17 protein-coding genes and 3 tRNA genes are annotated in these 19,292 nt (G+C 39.7%); 10 read left to right on the top strand and 10 right to left on the bottom strand.

What is annotated here, in order from left to right; all coding sequences use genetic code 11:
- Positions 1 to 14: 14 nt before the first annotated feature.
- Positions 15 to 1,154 carry a glutamine-hydrolyzing carbamoyl-phosphate synthase small subunit gene (gene carA, locus EGS71_RS08665; protein ID WP_000106446.1) on the bottom strand — a complete coding sequence of 380 codons (1,140 nt, stop codon included), beginning with the start codon at positions 1,152 to 1,154 and terminating at the stop codon, positions 15 to 17.
- A gap of 313 nt (positions 1,155 to 1,467) precedes the next feature.
- Between carA and EGS71_RS08660 the strand changes: the two genes are divergently transcribed.
- A complete protein-coding gene (locus EGS71_RS08660; RefSeq protein ID WP_001282885.1) occupies positions 1,468 to 2,055 on the top strand; it encodes a hypothetical protein in 588 nt (195 codons plus the stop codon).
- A gap of 58 nt (positions 2,056 to 2,113) precedes the next feature.
- Here EGS71_RS08660 and EGS71_RS08655 read toward each other — a convergent pair whose 3' ends face one another.
- Positions 2,114 to 2,650 carry a DOMON-like domain-containing protein gene (locus EGS71_RS08655; protein WP_000179356.1) on the bottom strand — a complete coding sequence of 179 codons (537 nt, stop codon included), beginning with the start codon at positions 2,648 to 2,650 and terminating at the stop codon, positions 2,114 to 2,116.
- A gap of 14 nt (positions 2,651 to 2,664) precedes the next feature.
- Positions 2,665 to 2,988, bottom strand: coding sequence for a ribosome assembly RNA-binding protein YhbY (gene yhbY / locus EGS71_RS08650; protein ID WP_000729551.1), 324 nt, complete (start codon positions 2,986 to 2,988; stop codon positions 2,665 to 2,667).
- A gap of 199 nt (positions 2,989 to 3,187) precedes the next feature.
- Between yhbY and rlmE the strand changes: the two genes are divergently transcribed.
- From rlmE to EGS71_RS08630, 4 genes are all read left to right on the top strand, one after another.
- Positions 3,188 to 3,838, top strand: coding sequence for a 23S rRNA (uridine(2552)-2'-O)-methyltransferase RlmE (rlmE, locus tag EGS71_RS08645; RefSeq protein WP_000235573.1), 651 nt, complete (start codon positions 3,188 to 3,190; stop codon positions 3,836 to 3,838).
- A gap of 134 nt (positions 3,839 to 3,972) precedes the next feature.
- A complete protein-coding gene (ftsH, locus tag EGS71_RS08640) occupies positions 3,973 to 5,868 on the top strand; it encodes an ATP-dependent zinc metalloprotease FtsH (RefSeq protein WP_001286662.1) in 1,896 nt (631 codons plus the stop codon).
- 131 nt (positions 5,869 to 5,999) lie between these two features.
- Positions 6,000 to 6,851, top strand: a complete 852-nt coding sequence (folP, locus tag EGS71_RS08635) for a dihydropteroate synthase (RefSeq protein ID WP_001176032.1) — start codon at positions 6,000 to 6,002, stop codon at positions 6,849 to 6,851.
- 134 nt (positions 6,852 to 6,985) lie between these two features.
- Positions 6,986 to 7,300 carry a DUF5713 family protein gene (locus EGS71_RS08630; RefSeq protein ID WP_000461267.1) on the top strand — a complete coding sequence of 105 codons (315 nt, stop codon included), beginning with the start codon at positions 6,986 to 6,988 and terminating at the stop codon, positions 7,298 to 7,300.
- Here EGS71_RS08630 and EGS71_RS08625 read toward each other — a convergent pair whose 3' ends face one another.
- Positions 7,301 to 7,645, bottom strand: coding sequence for a hypothetical protein (locus tag EGS71_RS08625; RefSeq protein WP_000619320.1), 345 nt, complete (start codon positions 7,643 to 7,645; stop codon positions 7,301 to 7,303).
- A 75-nt stretch (positions 7,646 to 7,720) separates the two neighbouring features.
- A tRNA-Leu gene (locus EGS71_RS08620) sits at positions 7,721 to 7,806 on the bottom strand.
- A gap of 196 nt (positions 7,807 to 8,002) precedes the next feature.
- On the opposite strand from EGS71_RS08620, the gene EGS71_RS08615 reads away from it, so the two are divergent.
- Positions 8,003 to 9,766, top strand: a complete 1,764-nt coding sequence (locus EGS71_RS08615) for an alkaline phosphatase D family protein (RefSeq protein ID WP_001290922.1) — start codon at positions 8,003 to 8,005, stop codon at positions 9,764 to 9,766.
- Between the two features lie 102 nt (positions 9,767 to 9,868).
- Here EGS71_RS08615 and EGS71_RS08610 read toward each other — a convergent pair.
- Both EGS71_RS08610 and EGS71_RS08605 read right to left on the bottom strand, forming a co-directional pair.
- Positions 9,869 to 9,954, bottom strand: a tRNA-Leu gene (locus EGS71_RS08610).
- A gap of 11 nt (positions 9,955 to 9,965) precedes the next feature.
- A tRNA-Cys gene (locus EGS71_RS08605) sits at positions 9,966 to 10,039 on the bottom strand.
- A gap of 152 nt (positions 10,040 to 10,191) precedes the next feature.
- Between EGS71_RS08605 and folD the strand changes: the two genes are divergently transcribed.
- The gene (folD, locus tag EGS71_RS08600) at positions 10,192 to 11,040 is read left to right on the top strand and encodes a bifunctional methylenetetrahydrofolate dehydrogenase/methenyltetrahydrofolate cyclohydrolase FolD (RefSeq protein ID WP_001229854.1); all 849 of its coding nucleotides are present in this window, start codon (positions 10,192 to 10,194) and stop codon (positions 11,038 to 11,040) included.
- Positions 11,041 to 11,280: 240 nt separating this feature from the next.
- Complete coding sequence (locus tag EGS71_RS08595) at positions 11,281 to 11,949, top strand: class I SAM-dependent methyltransferase (RefSeq protein ID WP_001278006.1); 669 nt, start codon at positions 11,281 to 11,283, stop codon at positions 11,947 to 11,949.
- 22 nt (positions 11,950 to 11,971) lie between these two features.
- Here EGS71_RS08595 and EGS71_RS08590 read toward each other — a convergent pair whose 3' ends face one another.
- Together EGS71_RS08590 and EGS71_RS08585 are read right to left on the bottom strand one after the other, a co-directional pair.
- Positions 11,972 to 12,394 carry a hypothetical protein gene (locus EGS71_RS08590; RefSeq protein WP_001043189.1) on the bottom strand — a complete coding sequence of 141 codons (423 nt, stop codon included), beginning with the start codon at positions 12,392 to 12,394 and terminating at the stop codon, positions 11,972 to 11,974.
- A 116-nt stretch (positions 12,395 to 12,510) separates the two neighbouring features.
- Complete coding sequence (locus EGS71_RS08585) at positions 12,511 to 13,842, bottom strand: MFS transporter (RefSeq protein ID WP_001984607.1); 1,332 nt, start codon at positions 13,840 to 13,842, stop codon at positions 12,511 to 12,513.
- Positions 13,843 to 14,216: 374 nt separating this feature from the next.
- On the opposite strand from EGS71_RS08585, the gene glpK reads away from it, so the two are divergent.
- Together glpK and glpD are read left to right on the top strand one after the other, a co-directional pair.
- Entirely contained in the window at positions 14,217 to 15,725 is a 1,509-nt protein-coding gene (glpK, locus tag EGS71_RS08580) for a glycerol kinase GlpK (protein WP_000063780.1), read from the top strand.
- Between the two features lie 154 nt (positions 15,726 to 15,879).
- Positions 15,880 to 17,397 carry a glycerol-3-phosphate dehydrogenase gene (gene glpD, locus EGS71_RS08575; RefSeq protein WP_000868045.1) on the top strand — a complete coding sequence of 506 codons (1,518 nt, stop codon included), beginning with the start codon at positions 15,880 to 15,882 and terminating at the stop codon, positions 17,395 to 17,397.
- Between the two features lie 41 nt (positions 17,398 to 17,438).
- Here glpD and EGS71_RS08570 read toward each other — a convergent pair whose 3' ends face one another.
- A complete protein-coding gene (locus tag EGS71_RS08570) occupies positions 17,439 to 19,271 on the bottom strand; it encodes a phosphoenolpyruvate carboxykinase (GTP) (RefSeq protein ID WP_000214355.1) in 1,833 nt (610 codons plus the stop codon).
- Positions 19,272 to 19,292 lie beyond the last annotated feature (21 nt).

Raw genomic sequence — 19,292 nt, 5'->3', positions numbered from 1 at the left:
TATTCGCTCCTTAATTACTGTTTAGATGCTTCAATAAGTTCGATGAAATGATCGAACAAAGGTGCACAATCATGTGGACCTGGGCTTGCTTCAGGGTGACCTTGGAAGCTGAAAGCTGGTTTGTCTGTACGATGAATCCCTTGTAGAGTGCCATCGAACAATGATTTATGCGTTGCTTTTAAGTTAGCCGGTAATGTTTCTGCATCTACAGCAAAACCATGGTTTTGAGATGTAATCATCACTGTACCATCTTCAAGATTTTGTACAGGGTGGTTCGCACCGTGGTGACCATGATTCATTTTTACAGTTTTTGCACCAGAAGCGAGTGCCAAGATTTGGTGTCCTAAACAGATACCAAATACAGGTAATGTTGTGGTTTCAACAATAGTTTTTACAGCTTCGATAGCGTAATCACAAGCAGCTGGGTCGCCAGGGCCGTTTGAAAGGAATACGCCATCCGGATTAAGTGCTAATACTTTTTCAGCCGGAGTTTCAGCAGGGACAACAGTGAGTTTACAACCGCGGTCTGCAAGCATACGCAAGATGTTGGTTTTGACACCATAATCGTATGCAACCACATGGTATTTTAACTCAGGTTGAGTAAAGCCTTTACCTAATACCCATGAACCTTCAGACCATTCAAAGCCTGTCGGATCACAGCACTCTTTTGCGAGGTCTAAACCATTTAAACCACCAAAAGCGCGAGCTTTAGCAATTGCTTCTTCTTCAGTAATATTTTCGCCGGCAAGGATGCAACCATTTTGTGCACCTTTATCACGTAAAATACGAGTAAGTTTACGTGTGTCAATATCAGCAATTGCGACAACATTGTGCGCTTGCAAATATTCACTTAATGATTGCTCAGAACGGAAGTTGCTGTGTAATAGTGGAAGGTCACGAATAATTAAACCATTCGCCCATACTTTATGGATACGACCAGATTCAACGTCTTCTTCGTTGCAACCAGTGTTACCAATATGAGGGTAAGTTAATGTCACAATTTGTTGTGCATAACTTGGGTCAGTCAAAATTTCTTGATAGCCTGTCATGGCTGTGTTAAAAACGACTTCTCCAGTCGTACTTCCCGTTGCGCCGATTGACGTTCCTTTAAAGATCGTTCCATCTGCGAGGGCTAAAATGGCGGGGGTGCTCAAACCAAAGCTCCTGAATTTCGGCTGTAAAAAAGCGAGTAGACCTAAAAAAGATAGGCGATGTTCTAAAAAAACATGCCCCTCCTCACTGGTCTGCTCGCTTGTAACTTAACAGCGCATTATACGCATGGAACCTTAAAAAGTCTATTTATTTTCTATTAAAAAATTTAATTCATTGCTTGCTTTTAGCAAAAAAATTCATCCACTTGTCTGAAATTGATACTTTTAGCAAATTGTCTGACAATCTGGCTGCTGAAATTGTCTAATTCCTCTTATTGTAATGTTAGCTAAAAAATAAACAATACGAGGAAATAGCATGAGCGATAACCAAGTTTCAAAAGACATAGCTGAGAATACTTCATCAGTAGCAGAGACTGTAAAAACAGAAGTAGCTGAAGCTAAAGAGATCGTAGCCAAAACGACGACTCGAGCTAAAAAAGCGGTTAGCACTAAAGCTACACAGGTAAAAGAAGTTGTAGCTGAAAAAACAGAACAGGTCAAAGAAGTGGCTCACGAAGCGACTTCGCAAGTTAAAGAAGCTATTGCAGAAACACAAGAGCAAGTAAAAGCTGTAATTAATGAGACCGAAGAAAAGATTGAAGCTGAAACACAAGAATTGAATCAGAACATTCACAATCAATTTGCTCAGATTAAACAAGATATTTTACAGCGTCTTGATGTGATTAAAGCTCAGTTCAATACTTCACAAGAAGGATTGAATGAATTAAAAAATACTTTAAAAGCTGAAATCAATGCATTAATTGAAGATCTAACCAAAGTGACTAAAGAACTTAAAGGTGACATTAGCCAAATTTCTTTAAAACATAAAGACTCTTTAACTGAAAGCTTAAAACGTACTAAAAATAATGCGGTTGAAGCTTGGAACAAAGCAAGAGACCACTAAAGAATTAGCATTAAAAGTTAATAAAAAAGCGAGAATTAATTTCTCGCTTTTTTGTTTTTTAAAACTCATGCAGCCAATCACGTTTATTGTGAAAATCAGCATGTTTTCCACTATGCTGCATTGCATAGTACTGCATACCATCTTTTGTTTTTAAAACAGCAGTCAAACCTAGATAAAGGTTTGCCCATTTTAAGCGGTGCTGTTGCATAAACTGGCTTAAGTCAAGACTTACATTTAACCCATAGTGGGTACGTTTGAGATGATTCAATTCGATATCGTAAGCAACGAGGGGAGGCATGCTTTCCGGATAGCGATATTCTTCAAACTGGTAAGTCTGCCATGCTTGAGAAGGGGAAAGATTAATTTCCCGGTAGAAATCTTCATCATCCACGCCAATGAAAATTTCAAAACAAGTCTCTTCCCACAAAAAGTCCTGACGAGGATGAGCGGCGACTTCTTGGGGCCAGATAATCAGTTGGTTTGGATCACGAATCCAAAAACCCACATTTAATGTATATGGGGCTTGCTGTTCAATTGCGCCAACAACAGAAACAGCATGAAAACGATCAAAAGCTGAAAGTTCGTAACTTGCCATAAGTAGTCAATAAGTTAGTTTGCTAAGTGTGCGTGACGAACGAGGTTAGATAAATGTTGATTTTGCTTAGCTGCTTTTTTATAGAGTAAAACAATTTTACCAATTTTCTGGACAGCTTCAGCACCAGTTGCTTCTACAATCGCATCAATTACTGCGGCACGAGCTTCACGGTCTTCACCAGCAATTTTTACCTTGATGAGTTCATGATCGTTTAAAGCACGAAGCGTTTCTTCAATAACAGCGTCTGTTAAGCCTTGTCCACCAATCATGACAACCGGATTAAGCACATGACCAATTTGACGTAAACGTTTACGTTCATGAATAGATAAAGCGGCCATTAAAAATACCTGATTTTAAAAACGACTTAGTATAGCAAAAAACTTAAAATCAAATGTACGAAAAACTGTATAAATAATCGATCAACATTATTGAAAAAAAACTGTAAAAGTTATTGAGATTACGTTACATCCGTACTGTAATGAGAGTAATTTTCACGTACAATGAGCAATCAGAAGTTTTTTTGATATTTAGTGAGTTATGGCAACACGCATCACCAACCAAAAATTGTCTAAAAGTAGTCGTGCGTGGATGAGGGAACATCTAGACGATCCTTTTGTAAAAAAAGCACAAAAGGAAGGATATCGTGCACGAGCAGCGTATAAACTTCTTGAAATTCAAGAAAAATATAAGTTGATCAAGCCAGGCATGACAGTGGTGGACTTGGGAGCAGCTCCTGGGAGTTGGTCACAAATCGCTGGGAAACTCGTTGGTAGTAAAGGATTGGTTATTGCTTCCGATATTTTACCTATGGATGCTTTGCCAGATGTCACTTTCTTACAAGGCGACTTCAGAGAAGAAGCTGTATTTGAAAAATTGTTAAATATTTTAAACGGAAGACAAGTAGACATTGTAATTTCTGATATGGCCCCCAATACATCAGGTAATAGGGCTGTTGATCAACCTCGACAGATTTATTTGTGTGAACTTGCTTTAGACTTTGCTCAGAAAGTCTTGGGTCCAAATGGACAGTTTGTTGTTAAAGTGTTCCAAGGCGCAGGATTTGATGAGTTTCGTAAACAAGTCGTTGATAGTTTTGATGTGTTAAAAACAGCAAAACCAGCAGCTTCTCGGGCACGATCTAAAGAAGTTTTTTTGGTTGGACAAGGGCGTAAGAAAGCATTGCAATAAAGTTTACTTGCCAAGCTCCTAAAAATTGTGCATTTTGTATCTTTTAGGTTATCCGCAAGCAAGACAATTGCTGTTTTTAAGACGATCGGCCAAGTTTGGGCATGATCAAATTAGATTGATATGGGAATAAAGCTTTGAGCGATTACTTCAAGAATGCCGTATTGTGGCTAATAATACTTGGTGTTCTGATTTTAATTTTCAGTAATATCAGTGACCGCAATAAGCCAACTGCAATGAAATATTCAGATTTTGTTGCAGCGGTGAATGCTGGCCAAATTAAGCAAGTCACGATTGACGGTTTAAATATTAGTGGTGAAAAAACTAACGGATCTCAGTTTGAAACTGTTCGTCCGCAAGTTGAAGACACTGAACTTATGCCAAGCTTAAACAAGCAAAATGTTGTTGTAGAGGGCACAGCACCACAACGTCAAGGCATTTTGATGCAACTTCTCATTGCTAGTTTCCCTGTACTGTTAATCATTTTGTTATTCATGTTCTTTATGCGTAACATGGGTGGTGGTGCAGGCGGCAAAAATGGTCCGATGAGTTTTGGTAAGTCGAAGGCAAAAATGCTTTCTGAAGACCAAATCAAAGTGACTTTTGCTGACGTTGCCGGTTGTGATGAAGCGAAACAAGAAGTTGTGGAAATTGTAGATTTCTTAAAGGATCCTGCAAAATTCAAACGCTTGGGCGCTACTATTCCACGTGGCGTGCTTATGGTTGGTCCTCCAGGTACTGGTAAAACGTTATTAGCCAAAGCAATTGCTGGTGAAGCAAAAGTTCCATTCTTTAGCATTTCTGGTTCTGACTTTGTTGAGATGTTTGTGGGTGTGGGTGCGTCCCGTGTCCGTGATATGTTTGAACAAGCAAAACGTCATGCGCCATGTATCATCTTTATTGATGAGATTGACGCAGTAGGTCGTCACCGTGGTTCAGGTACAGGTGGTGGTCATGATGAACGTGAGCAAACCTTAAACCAAATGCTCGTAGAGATGGACGGTTTTGAAGGTAATGAAGGCGTAATCGTTATTGCTGCGACTAACCGTGTTGATGTATTGGATAAAGCATTATTACGTCCAGGCCGTTTCGACCGTCAAGTTATGGTTGGTTTACCTGACATTCGTGGTCGTGAACAAATTCTAAATGTACATTTGAAAAAATTGCCTTCAGTTACTGGTGTAGATGTTAAAGTTTTATCTCGTGGTACGCCTGGTTTCTCTGGTGCTCAGTTGGCAAACCTTGTAAATGAAGCTGCTTTGTTTGCTGCTCGCCGTAATAAGAACACTGTCGATATGCATGACTTTGAAGATGCAAAAGACAAGATCTATATGGGTCCTGAACGTAAATCAATGGTTCTACGTGAAGAAGAGCGTCGTGCAACTGCTTACCATGAAGCTGGACATGCAATTGTTGCTGAGATTTTACCGGGCACTGACCCTGTGCATAAGGTAACAATTATGCCGCGTGGTTGGGCTTTAGGTGTAACTTGGCAGTTACCTGAACAAGATCAGATTAGCCACTATAAAGACAAAATGCTAAATGAAATTGCAATTTTGTTTGGTGGACGTATTGCTGAAGAAGTCTTCATTCAGCAACAATCGACTGGTGCTTCAAATGACTTCGAACGTGCTACAAAAATGGCTCGTGCGATGGTAACGAAGTACGGTATGTCTGACAAAATGGGTGTGATGGTTTACGAAGATGAAAATCAAAATGGATTCTTCGGTAACGTAGGTAGCCGTACGATTTCTGAAGCGACTCAACAACAAGTTGATCAGGAAGTACGCCGTATTTTAGATGAACAATATAAAGTTGCTCGTGATATCTTGGAAAATAATAAAGATATCGCCCATGCAATGGTTAAAGCGTTGATGGAATGGGAAACTATTGATCGTGACCAAATCCGTGACATCATGGAAGGCCGCGAACCTCAACCACCTAAAGTTTATATTGCTGAAAATCCGGTATCTGCGTTTGAGCCACCAAAAGATGGTCCATCTACTCCGCCGCCATTACCAGCGATGAATTAAGTTAATTAATAAAAAAGCCACAGTCATGTGGCTTTTTTATTTGTCTTAACTTTGGATAAAGCTGAAAAGAAATCGACAGCATGTAAAGCTTACTTGCTAAAATAGCCGCTGATTTTGAACCGGAGCTTTTTATGCAGTTAATATCTTTACCAAAGCAGATTTTACAGTGTGGACAGCTTCAATTAGATTTATCTCAGCCCCATGTTATGGGTATCTTAAATGTCACTCCTGATTCTTTCAGTGATGGTGGCAAACATAACCAATTAGACCAAGCGGTTGACCATGCACTTAGTATGATTGAGCAAGGCGCGACTATTATTGATATTGGGGGGGAGTCTACCCGACCTGGTGCTTCAGAAGTTGCAGTAGAGGAAGAAGTGCGTCGTGTGGTACCTGTCGTTGAAGCTTTATCTCACCATAACGTTATTTTGTCGATCGACACAAGTCAGCCAGAAGTTATTCGCGCAGCAAAAGCAGCAGGGGCACATATCTGGAATGATGTCCGTGCCTTAACACGTTCCAATGCTTTAAAAACTGCCGTAGAATTAGATATACCTGTAGTAATTATGCATATGCGCGGTGAACCAACGACAATGAATCAGTTGGATCAGTACACTGATGTAACACTCGATGTGATGCAAGAGCTGCAACAGCGTATTGATGAGGCTTTGGCTGCTGGGGTAAAAAAGCACAATATTATTGTTGATCCTGGATTTGGCTTTGCGAAAAATGCTCAGCAAAATTTAAAACTATTAAAGGAATTTTGGAAACTTAATGAACTTGGTTATCCAATTTTATCTGGCCTTTCTCGTAAACGTTTCATAGGTGAAGCTTTACAAGGCGCTCCTGCAGATCAACGTGCTGTGGGAAGTGTAACTGGGCATTTGCTTAGTATTCAGCAGGGAGCATCCATTGTAAGAGCACATGATGTAAAGGAAATGCATGAAGCAATTTTAGTTTGGAAAGCGATACAGCAAGCCTAAATAATGACATTATAAAATTGGACTTGCTCAGTGCTCATTAAAGTAGAGTGGATGGGTGAGTCGGGTAAATATCTCGTGATTTTTACGAAAATATGTTATAAGCGGCAAGTTTTTGCTGTTGTGTAAACTTTTGTATGTTTGAAGACTTACTTCTCCCAATGTTTGATGATGAATATTATCCAGATATTTTGGTCGCTGAACTCAAGCAGCTTATTGAGCAATTTGCTAAAAAAGTTCAAAAACCTGCTTTAGCTGAGCAAGATATCTATCGATATGCTCATCAAACTGTAAATGAAATTAATGAAATGAAGCCACAGTTCGAAGATCTAGATTCATCGCTTGATGATAGTGCTGCTGATTATATTGCTGAGGCAATGATGATGGTGGTACAAGATGCAGGATATTTAGATCTGGAAATGGAAGAGTTGGTAATGAATCGAGAGTGGTGATTACTCTCGATTTTCAGAATTTTTGAGAGCTTCTAATAAATGACATGTCTCGCCTAAATGAACTTCGTCTATTTTCTCAATTTTTAAAATTAAATTTCCATTCTGCTGTTCATTTACTTCTGCCAATACGCTGACCCAATAGTTTTTTTGTTGCTGCTGTAGCTCTTTAAATTGAGTAAATATCTCTTGAGGAGCTTCAATTAGATAGTCATCTTGAGTAATAGAGCAGCGTACAAAGTGCCAATCATTATTTTTGAACAAGATTGTACCGTTAAATATATCTTCGGCATTTGCAAAGGGTATAAAAAAGAGTAGAGCGGATATAAATATTAATATTCTGATCATGGTATTATTTTCATCAGGCGTAAAAAAACCAGCTTACGCTGGATTCTTTATGGCACCAAATTCAATAGTTGAAAATGGTGCCCGGGGCCGGACTCGAACCGGCACGCTTTGAGGGCGGGGGATTTTAAATCCCCTGTGTCTACCTATTTCACCACCCGGGCATGTGCGCAATAATAGAGGACAAGTGCGCGATTGGCAAGAGAAAAACAGAGAGTTTGCTTTATTTTCAATCAGTTCTTATCAGTATTTATATAAATTAACCAATTTATGTCATGATTTGTTCATCAAACTGAGATCAGTTGTTCATCTTCTCTACTTAAGTTTAAGACACTCATTGCTTAAAACTTAGGTAATTTTATGTCAGAGAAAATTTCACGCCGAGAATTAATTCAAAAAAGTCTACTCGGTTTTGGGGCTTTATCTATACCTGTTGCTTTTACAGGTTGTAATGATGGCTCAGATGATGAAAGCCCAGAAATACAAGCAGATTTTCTTCATGGTGTGGCAAGCGGGGACCCACTACAAGATAAAGTTATTTTGTGGACACGAGTAACACCGACAGACTCTGGGGTGCGCTTAAAAGTTGTATGGGAAATTTCAACCGATAATCAGTTTAAACAAAATTTAAAGACGGGAATGGTTGAAACAAGCAAGGCTGATGACTTTACAGTGAAAGTCGATGCAGCTGGGTTACAAGCAGATACGGTGTACTACTACCGTTTTAAATTTGGTAATAAAGTTTCACCGGTTGGGCAGACGAAAACATTACCAACATCCACCAATAAAGTGAGCTTTGCAGTATGTTCTTGTTCTAACTATCCTGCGGGTTACTTTTATGTTTATCGTGAAATGGCAAAACAGAATGTTGATGTCATTATTCACTTGGGTGACTATATTTATGAATATGGGGCAGATGGCTATGCGACAGAAGATGCAACCAAGTTAGGCCGTAATTTACCTGCCGATAATAATAAAGAAATTATTAAATTAGATGATTACCGCAAACGTTATGCGCTTTATCATCAAGATAAAGATTTGCAAGCAGTTCATCAGCGCCATCCTTTTATTGTGATTTGGGATGACCATGAGTTGGCAAATGATGCTTGGCGTGAGGGGGCGGAAAACCATCAAAGTAATGAAGGGGCCTTTTCGGACCGTAAATTAGCTGCCCTACAGGCCTATTTTGAATGGATGCCAATTCGTCCAGTTTCTAGTACAGATCATTTAAATATTTATCGCCAGTTTAACTTTGGCTCTCTTGTTCAGTTAACCATGCTAGATACGCGTATTATTGCGCGTGATAAGCAGCTTGCATATACAGACTACATGACGGCTACAGGCTTGGATATTGCTAAGTTTCAGGCAGATTTAACTAATCCGGTGCGTACTTTGATGGGGTATACGCAAAGAGATTGGTTGGTCGATAAATTAAAGCAATCTACAGCAACATGGAATGTAGTAGGACAGCAAGTATTAATGAGTAAAATGTGGATTCCAGCTGAGTTGTTGGCGTCTTTAGGGCAAATTACTTCAGGAGGAACTTCGCCTGAGGCGCTTGCTAAGATGAATGCACAAATTACCGAGTTGGTCGCTTTAAAACTTCGTTTACAACAAAATGATCCGACATTAACAGCCCAAGAAAAAGCAAGAATTATGACGGTTGCGCCATATAATCTCGATGCTTGGGATGGTTACTATGCTGAGCGAGAGTTTGTGTACGATAAATTGGCAGAGTTTAATAAAAAGATCATTGTGTTAGCCGGGGATACACATAATGCATGGGCATCTTATTTATATAGCCAGAAAGGGAAATATGTTGGAGTTGAATTAGCGACTAGCTCTGTATCGTCTCCAGGTTTGGAAAAATATTTAAGTATTCCACTGGCTCGGCTTCAACAGTTTGAATTTGCATTTACTACATTAATTGATGAATTGGTTTATTGTAATTTAAATCAACGAGGATATTTGTTGGTTACTCTAGATCAGGTGCAAGTTCATTCTGAGTGGAGATTTGTAGATTCAATTAAAAATACCGAATATCAGATAGATTCAAGCCGACAAAACGATATTGTATTGGATCTAAATTTGATGCCGTTAAAACAAGGTCAAAAGACTGCTTGAAATTATAGAAAATTAGAGGGTTGCTGAGGTAACCCTTTTTTTAGGCATAAAAAAACCAGCTTACGCTGGATTCTTTATGACACCATATTCAGTACTTGAAGATGGTGCCCGGGGCCGGACTCGAACCGGCACGCTTTGAGGGCGGGGGATTTTAAATCCCCTGTGTCTACCTATTTCACCACCCGGGCTTTACCAAATTTGGAGGCGGAGGTCGGAATCGAACCGGCGTCCACGGAGTTGCAGTCCGCTGCATGACCACTCTGCCACCCCGCCTGCATTTGGTGATGCACATATTAGCAACCTTTACAAAAAAAACAATACTGTTTTGAGCGAAGATGCACATAAAAACAACATCTAGAATAAAATTGTCGAAATTATCATGTATTATTGGCACATTAAATTCATGTCTACCTTGGAGATGTGCTGTGGCATTGGTTTTAGACGGTCGTGCATTAGCAAAGCAAATTGAAGAAAATTTGTTGGTACGTGTTGAAACTTTAAAAGCGAAAACAGGTCGTACCCCAATTTTAGCGACTATTTTGGTTGGGGATGATGGTGCTTCTGCAACTTATGTACGTATGAAAGGGAATGCCTGCCGCCGAGTAGGTATGGATTCATTAAAAATCGAATTACCACAAGAAACCACAACAGAACAATTATTAGCTGAAATTGAAAAGCTTAATGCCAATCCAGATGTTCACGGTATTCTTTTACAGCATCCAGTTCCTGAGCAAATTGATGAGCGCGCATGTTTTGATGCGATCTCTTTAGCAAAAGATGTAGACGGCGTAACTTGCCTTGGTTTTGGCCGTATGGCAATGGGTGAAGCTGCATATGGTTCAGCGACTCCTGCTGGCATTATGACGATTCTTAAAGAAAACAATATCGAAATTGCTGGCAAACACGCGGTTGTAGTTGGTCGTTCAGCAATTTTAGGTAAACCAATGGCAATGATGTTGTTGCAAGCAAATGCGACAGTAACGATTTGTCATTCACGTACACAAAACTTACCTGAGTTTGTGAAACAAGCTGACATTATTGTTGGTGCTGTAGGTAAAGCTGAACTTATTCAAAAAGATTGGATTAAACAAGGTGCAGTTGTTGTAGACGCTGGTTTCCATCCACGTGATGGCGGCGGTGTAGGCGATATTCAATTACAAGGTATTGAAGAAATTGCTTCTGCTTATACACCTGTACCGGGTGGTGTTGGTCCAATGACCATTACAACTTTGATTCGTCAAACTGTAGAAGCTGCTGAAAAAGCTTTAGGTTAATTTAATTTATTCACGGCGGCATCCTACCGTTTAACGCAAATGTTAGGAGCTCGTATGTTACTTTTCTTTCGGGATGAGTAGCGAATGCTACGCAAGACCAAAACGGTTGCACTAATTAAAGCAGTGGAATTGAACTAACGTATTTTTAGTAACTAGCCACTATCATGCTTTAAGCTACTGTTTTAGTCTTGCTCGCGATGCAGATGATCAAATAGTAATTATAAATTGTTGAGCTTATTTATGAGCTGCACCTTTCAACTGTCCAAAGCCCCTGAACATTTACTTCAAGCCTTACATGAAGTCATTCCTCATTGTGAATTAATGGCACAACAGTTGCCAGAAACTCCAATTTCTTTATGGTTGATTCCACCTGTTTTTCCAACTGATCGATTGGATGACGAAGTTATTCGCCGTATCTGGAATGACACGCCGTATTGGATTTTCTGTTGGGCATCAGGCTTGGCGATGGCTCAGTGGATACTTGCAGAGCCGCACCATGTTAAAGATAAAGTGGTGTTAGATTTCGGAGCAGGTTCTGGTGTAGTGGCAATTGCTGCAAAAATGGCAGGAGCAAAACGCGTAATCTGCTGTGATATTGATCAGGTCAGTTTAAATGCTTGTCGTGAAAATGCTTTACTTAATGATGTAGAACTCGAATATTTGGATGATTTATATAAGGCTGAACAAGTCGATATTTTACTTGCTGCCGATGTGTTATATGACCAATGTAATCGCTTTTTCTTAGATGAATTTTTAAAATTTGCACCAGAAGTATGGGTAGCAGATAGCCGTGTTAAAAACTTTAGTCATCCAAAATATGAAAAAATTGAAGAAAGAAGTGCAACAACTTGGCCAGATCTGGATGAAGCGAAAGAATTTAGAAATGTAAGTTTTTATAAGACGCTGTAAGAGAACAGCGTCTTTTTTTATGTTATGAACAAGTATAACGAACGACTTTTAATGTACTTGGGCGCGCTTCAAGTGCTTGGCGTGTCGCATAATCTTCACCATTATTTAAGCTAGGTGTATTTGATAAGCCAAAAGAAGCGCGGGTTTCACCTAGTTGAATTCCGTAATGCTCGTCTTTAGCTGGATTAGGAATTTCATTGACGCTTAAAATTGATAATTTATAAACTTTCTGAGCACCTAACACATTTTGACAAGCACGTTGCAATTTACGCTCATCAAGTTGCTGGTTACTACGACCAGCTAAAGTGTAAGCTAAAGTCGCTGAAGTTTTTGTTTGGTTTTCAATCTGGTAGCCAGTTGAACCATTATATTGTCGAGGCGTAGTCTGACAGGCAGTTAAAATGAACATACTACTTAATGCCAAACATAGAATACTTTTATTCATCAGTATCGTCCTTATTTTCTTATATGAAGTATCTCATAAAATAGAAACGTTGTTGGAGCTTATTCACTAAGTTAGAGCTAACATTCACTTATGATATTAGCTCTAATTGAAGAATTTTAATGTTCTTTAATTTTTGAATGATGCTTGGTGTCTTTCATGAAGATATAAATCAGCAATGAAATGAAAATCATGATACTGACGTAAATAAAGAACCATGATTCGTGCCCGGCTTCTTTAAAACTTAATGCGAAAAACTCGGCTGTACCACCAAATAAAGTATTCGCAATTGCATAAGGTAATGCGACACCTAAAGCTCGAATATGTGCAGGGAAAAGTTCAGCCTTCACTACAGCATTAATTGATGTGTAGCCGGTTACCATAACCAGTCCACCTAAACATAGCCAGAAAGCAGTCCAGTAGTTATGCGTGTTTGCAAGTGTATCAAACAAAATATAAGTGAATAAAACACCTGTGACCCCGAAGGCGATCATAAGCGGTTTACGGCCAATCCGATCTGATAAGGCACCTGCCAATGGCTGTAAGCACATAAAGATGAATAAGGCTAAAGTGGTAATTTGAGTAGCCTCAGGCTTGGTAAAACCAGAAGTATTCACTAAATATTTCTGTAAATAGGTGGTGTAAGTATAAAAAGCTAAAGTACCACCAGCAGTTAGGAATAATACGGTGAAGGCCTCTTTAGGATAATGTTTAAATAAAGCAAACATTCCTGATTTCGGCTGATCTGTTTCTGCTTGAGCGTTTTTAAAGGATTGAGTTTCCAATAAGCCACGACGAATACGGAACACTACAATAGCTAAAAGGGCTCCGATAAAAAACGGAACACGCCATCCCCAGTCATGCAGTTGTTCTTCGGTGAGTATCATTTGCAAGATGAGTAGTACGCATAAAGCTGTAAGCTGTCCTGCAATTAAAGTGACATATTGAAAGCTTGAGAAAAAACCACGACGATCTTTTTCTGCCATTTCACTTAAATACGTTGCACTTGCGCCATATTCACCGCCTACACTTAAGCCTTGAATTAAACGTGCAATAACCAAAAGCAATGGAGCAAATACACCAATACTTTCGTAGGAGGGTGTAACAGCAATCAGTAGCGAACCGATACACATTAAAGTAACGGAAAGTGTAAGGCCCGCTTTACGTCCTTTACGGTCAGAATAGATCCCCATAATCCATGCGCCAATGGGACGCATAAGGAAACCCACTGCAAAAATAGCTGCAGCTTGAAGAAGTTGAGCGGTTTGACTTCCTTTTGGGAAAAATGCATGAGCAAAATAGAGCGTAAATGCGGCATATACATACCAGTCGTACCATTCGACAAGGTTACCGGCAGAACCGCCCAAAATTGATTTTAGACGGGTTTTTGTATCTAAATTAGAATGTGGAGTTGTTGCGGTAGAAGGTTGATCAACCATGATTCGCTCCATGTTTCGCTTGGGTTGAATGCTAAAAAAGAGAAGATTTATTCCGTTTTTACATATTATCTACAGGAGTATTTCACTTTATTTTTTTTATGTCTGTAAAACAATGTTTATTATTTAAGCAAAGGAATAAGTTGAATATTTATGTGATTTCAAATTAGCCGATCAGCATATTTTTATCTTCTAATTTCAATATTTTTCTTATTACTTTTTTCCATGCAGTAAAAAATTGATAAAGAATGGGTAATGTTTGGACGAAGAAAGCCTATGCCACTTAAAAATAATGATATATTCCAAAGAAAATTTTAAATAAATACAGTTAGGCATGATGTTTTTGCATTATGGGCTAGATGTGTGTGGAAAATGAAAGGGACATTCAGATGTCAAATTGCCCGAAAAAATATATTGTCGCTTTTGATCAGGGAACAACAAGCTCAAGAGCAATTGTTTTAGATCATGATGCGAACGTTGTCAGTATTGCTCAAAGAGAATTTACCCAGATTTACCCTCAGCCAGGTTGGGTTGAGCATGATCCTATGGAAATTTGGGCAACTCAAAGTGCTGTATGGGTCGAAGCATTGGCTCAAGCTGGCATCAAGAGTGAACAAGTTGCGGCAATTGGAATTACAAACCAGCGGGAAACCACCATTGTCTGGGACAAAAAAACAGGAAGACCTATTTACAATGCGATTGTTTGGCAAAGCCGACAAACAACCGAAATATGCAATCAATTGTATAAAGCAGGTTGGCAAGAATATATCCGTAAGACCACCGGTTTAGTCATTGATCCATATTTCTCGGCCACAAAAATTAAATGGATTTTGGATCATGTTGAAGGCAGCCGTGAGCGTGCTGAGCGGGGAGAGTTATTATTCGGTACGGTGGACACTTGGCTCATTTGGAAACTAACTAATGGGGCCGTCCATGTCACTGATTTTACCAATGCATCTCGAACCATGCTGTTTGATATCGAAAAGCTTGAGTGGGATGAAAAGCTTTTACAAGCTTTAGACATTCCTAGAGCAATGTTGCCGGAGGTTCGTAGTTCATCTGAGGTTTATGGATATACACATACCATTAGTGGACAAGAAGTAGGGATCCCAATTGCCGGAATCGCGGGTGATCAGCAGGCTGCGCTTTTTGGTCAAATGTGTGTTGAGTCGGGACAGGCTAAAAATACCTACGGTACCGGCTGTTTTCTACTCATGAATACGGGTAAAAAGATTGTCCGTTCAGAGCATGGATTACTCACAACTATTGCCTGTGGTGCGAGTGGTGAGGTGAACTATGCTTTAGAGGGTGCCGTATTTAACGGTGGTTCTTGCGTACAGTGGTTACGTGATGAATTAAAGGTTATTAAGAATGCTAAGGATTCCGAGCTTTATGCAACACGTGTAAAGGATAATAATGGTGTATATGTAGTACCTGCTTTTACCGGATTAGGAGCACCATATTGGGACCCGACAGCACGCGGCGCAATTTTTGGTCTGACACGTGGGGCTAGTATTGAACATATTATCCGCGCAACTCTAGAGTCTATAGCCTTTCAAACTCGAGATGTTTTAGATGCCATGCAACAAGATGCAGAAGAAGAGCTTCGTACACTCCGTGTTGATGGAGGAGTAACGGAAAATAATTTCTTGATGCAATTTCAGGCCGATATTTTAACGACACCGGTAGAGCGTCCAATAATGAAAGAAACTACAGCATTGGGTGCAGCTTTCCTGGCAGGGTTGGCCACTGGTTTTTGGCAAGATCTTCATGAGTTAAGAAATAAATCTGCCATAGAAAAAGTATTTGAACCGAAAATGCCTTCTGAACAAGCTGAACTCATTTATAAAGGTTGGCTAAAAGCAGTTAAGCGTAGTCAAAATTGGGCAGAGGATTGAACTTTTTCTTAACTAGTTGAATTCAACAGTAGGGTAGTCAATGGATAGTTAAATGCTAGAGGATGCAAAATTGATTATTCTACTTTTTTGATTGTTGTTTCATCAATTTGATGTTTTAATTTTTATAAGATCAACAATAAAAAGAACATGAGAAATGAAAGTACAACCTAATGATTGTTCAAAAATATATGATCTTGCCGTAATTGGTGGCGGTATTAATGGTGTTGGTATTGCCAATGATGCAGCAGGGCGCGGATTATCGGTATTTTTATGTGAAAAAGATGATTTAGCCAGCCATACCTCATCTGCTAGCAGCAAATTAATTCATGGCGGCCTACGTTATTTAGAACATAAAGAATTCAGGCTGGTCAGAGAAGCATTAGCAGAGCGTGAAGTATTGCTAGCTAAAGCGCCACATATTATTAAACCAATGCGTTTTATCATGCCTCATCGACCCCATTTACGCCCTGCATGGCTAATTCGAGCAGGTCTATTTTTTTATGATCATTTGGGAAAACGAGAAAAATTATTAGGATCAAATCTCATTTATTTCAAAGAAGACAGCCCTTTAAAACCCGCGATAACACGTGGTTTTGAATATTCTGACTGTACTGTAGATGATGCGCGTCTTGTGGTGTTAAATGCACTACAAGCTAAAGAGAAAGGGGCAAAAGTTGTTACACGTACACGTTGTGTTAAGGCTTATAGACAACAGGAATTGTGGCATCTGGAGTTACAAAGCGGAGCTGAGTTTTATCAGATACGTGCGAAAGCTATTGTAAATGCGGCGGGACCTTGGGTTGAAGAAATTATTAGTAAAAACATAAGTTTAAGTTCACCTTATCAAATTAGGCTTATACAAGGAAGTCATATTGTTGTGCCAAAATTATATGACTGCCATAAGGCCTTTATTATGCAAAACGAAGATCGACGGATCGTTTTTGCAATTCCTTATTTAGAAAAATATACCCTCATTGGTACAACAGACCAGGAATACACAGGTGACCCACAAAAAGTAGAGATTACTGATGTAGAAATCGATTACCTTTTGACAGTGACAAATTCACATTTTAAAAAGCAGTTGACGCGAGCTGATATTGTAAGTCAGTACTCGGGGGTGCGTGCTTTATGTGATGATGAGTCGGATAATCCATCTGCAATTACACGCGATTATACTTTGGCTCTACAGGCAGAAGATAAAACCACACCATTGCTCTCAGTGTTTGGGGGCAAGATTACAACTTACCGAAAGTTAGCCGAGGCTGCTTTAGAGCATCTGGCTCCGTTTTTTAATGACATGGCAGAGGAGTGGACTGCAGATGAAGCATTACCTGGCGCCGAAAACTGGATAACCCTAGAGGATTTAATCAATCAGATTAAAACACGTGTAAGTGGAATTTCTGACTCACTTGCCAACCGTTGGGCTCATGCATATGGCACAAGAGTGTGGAATATGCTTAAAGAGCGAAATGCTATAGAACAATTGGGTCAACATTTTGGCCATGATTTGTTTGAGTGTGAAGTCAGATATTTGTGTGAATATGAATGGGCTCACACAGCAGAAGATATACTTTGGCGCAGATCTAAATTAGGTTTGGCATTTGATGAAAAACAGGTAAAAGTTTTAGAAGCTTATTTATCAGAACGTCGATTAAAAGATGATGCCGCATAATAAAAAAGGTCGCACATGGCGACCTTTTTTATATAGAGCAATTAGAAGCCAGTTTTTACAGCTTCAAGTAAAGCTGCTTGACGTTCTTTTAATGCCTTAGGTAAGCGTTCGCCGAGTTTATTGAATAACTCAGTGTGGCTTTCAATTTCAGTAACCCACTGGTCTTTATCTTGATTTGTGATGAGGTCAAATTGTTCTTTAGTGAACTCAGTACCTTCCCAATTCAAGTCTTCATATGTTGGAACAAAACCGATAGGTGTTTCAACAGCGTTCGCACGACCTTCACAACGGTCAATGATCCACTCAAGAACACGCATGTTTTGACCGAAACCAGGCCATACGAAGTTGCCTTCAGCATCACGACGGAACCAGTTTACGTTGAAGATTTTTGGTAATTTGTTGCCAGAAGCTTCAGCTTTTTCACTTACTTTCGCACCAAGGTTTAACCAGTGGTCAAAGTAGTCAGCCATGTTATAGCCAGCAAATGGAAGCATCGCGAATGGGTCACGGCGAACAATACCTTGTTGACCAACAGCAGCAGCAGTAGTTTCAGAACCCATAGTTGCCGCTTTATATACACCGTCAACCCAGTCGAAAGCTTCAGAAACTAAAGGTACTGTATCTGCACGACGACCACCGAAGATGAATGCAGAAATTGGAACACCTGCTGGGTTTTCCCAATCAGCATCGATAGATGGACATTGACCTGCTGCAACAGTGAAACGAGCATTTGGATGTGCTGCTTTTTCGCCGTTTACGTGAGGTTGACCTTTCCAGTTAGTTAAGTTTGCTGGAACTTCTTTAGAAAGACCTTCCCACCATACTTGACCATCGTCAGTTACTGCTACGTTTGTATAGATAACGTCTTTGTGAAGAGTTGCCATACAGTTCGGGTTAGTTTTGGTATTTGTACCAGGTGCTACACCGAAGAAACCAGCTTCAGGGTTAATCGCATATAAGCGACCATCTTCACCTGGTTTAATCCAAGCAATATCGTCACCTACAGTTTCGATTTTCCAACCTTCATAACCTGCTGGTGGAATTAACATTGCAAAGTTTGTTTTACCACAAGCAGACGGGAATGCAGCAGCGATGTAGTGTTTTTCACCTTGAGGGTTAGTTACACCAAGAATAAGCATGTGTTCAGCTAACCAACCTTGTTCGCGTCCCATGACAGAAGCGATACGAAGAGCTAAACATTTTTTACCAAGTAACGCGTTACCGCCGTAACCAGAACCGAAAGACCAGATTTCGCGAGTTTCTGGGTAATGAACGATATATTTCTCTGGGTTACAAGGCCAAGCAACATCTTTTTGACCTTCAGCAAGTGGAGCACCTACTGTATGTACGCAAGGAACAAACTCGCCATCTGTACCTAATACGTCATAAACTGCTTTACCCATACGTGCCATTTTGCGCATGCTAACAGCTACATAAGGAGAGTCAGTTAATTCGATACCAATGTGAGCAATATGGCTACCTAAAGGACCCATAGAGAAAGGAACAACGTACATGGTACGGCCTTTCATTGAACCTTCAAATAAACCATTTAATTTTTCACGCATAACAGCTGGATCTTCCCAGTTGTTTGTCGCACCAGCATCTTCTTTATTTTGAGAGCAGATGTAAGTACGATCTTCAACACGCGCAACGTCAGATGGGTCAGAATTTGCAAGATAAGAACCAGGATGTTTTTCTTGGTTTAATTTCTGCATGGTGCCGTTAGCGATCATCAAGTCGATTAGACGTTGATACTCTTCTTCGCTTCCGTCACACCATTCGATTTTTGCTGGTTTGGTTAAGTTTGCAATTTCTTCAACCCATGCTATAAGCTTAGGATGACGAACGAATTCTGGTGCGTTCACTGTGGTCATGGTGAGGCCTATTCAAAATAT

Origin of the sequence: Acinetobacter sp. FDAARGOS_559 (assembly GCF_003940475.1) — a bacterium.
GTDB classification, from domain to species: Bacteria; Pseudomonadota; Gammaproteobacteria; order Pseudomonadales; family Moraxellaceae; genus Acinetobacter; species Acinetobacter baumannii.
Note: the sequence above shows the minus strand (reverse complement) of the source record. Positions and strands in the feature narration are given on the sequence as shown.

What these genes read in the sequence shown, in the direction of transcription:
- EGS71_RS08660 (WP_001282885.1), top strand. Translation starts at nt 1,468, where the DNA reads ATGAGCGATAACCAAGTTTCAAAAGACATAGCTGAGAATACTTCATCA.
- EGS71_RS08655 (WP_000179356.1), bottom strand. Translation starts at nt 2,650, where the DNA reads ATGGCAAGTTACGAACTTTCAGCTTTTGATCGTTTTCATGCTGTTTCT.
- yhbY (WP_000729551.1), bottom strand. Translation starts at nt 2,988, where the DNA reads ATGGCCGCTTTATCTATTCATGAACGTAAACGTTTACGTCAAATTGGT.
- rlmE (WP_000235573.1), top strand. Translation starts at nt 3,188, where the DNA reads ATGGCAACACGCATCACCAACCAAAAATTGTCTAAAAGTAGTCGTGCG.
- folP (WP_001176032.1), top strand. Translation starts at nt 6,000, where the DNA reads ATGCAGTTAATATCTTTACCAAAGCAGATTTTACAGTGTGGACAGCTT.
- EGS71_RS08630 (WP_000461267.1), top strand. Translation starts at nt 6,986, where the DNA reads ATGTTTGAAGACTTACTTCTCCCAATGTTTGATGATGAATATTATCCA.
- EGS71_RS08625 (WP_000619320.1), bottom strand. Translation starts at nt 7,645, where the DNA reads ATGATCAGAATATTAATATTTATATCCGCTCTACTCTTTTTTATACCC.
- EGS71_RS08615 (WP_001290922.1), top strand. Translation starts at nt 8,003, where the DNA reads ATGTCAGAGAAAATTTCACGCCGAGAATTAATTCAAAAAAGTCTACTC.
- EGS71_RS08595 (WP_001278006.1), top strand. Translation starts at nt 11,281, where the DNA reads ATGAGCTGCACCTTTCAACTGTCCAAAGCCCCTGAACATTTACTTCAA.
- EGS71_RS08590 (WP_001043189.1), bottom strand. Translation starts at nt 12,394, where the DNA reads ATGAATAAAAGTATTCTATGTTTGGCATTAAGTAGTATGTTCATTTTA.
- EGS71_RS08585 (WP_001984607.1), bottom strand. Translation starts at nt 13,842, where the DNA reads ATGGAGCGAATCATGGTTGATCAACCTTCTACCGCAACAACTCCACAT.
- glpK (WP_000063780.1), top strand. Translation starts at nt 14,217, where the DNA reads ATGTCAAATTGCCCGAAAAAATATATTGTCGCTTTTGATCAGGGAACA.
- glpD (WP_000868045.1), top strand. Translation starts at nt 15,880, where the DNA reads ATGAAAGTACAACCTAATGATTGTTCAAAAATATATGATCTTGCCGTA.
- EGS71_RS08570 (WP_000214355.1), bottom strand. Translation starts at nt 19,271, where the DNA reads ATGACCACAGTGAACGCACCAGAATTCGTTCGTCATCCTAAGCTTATA.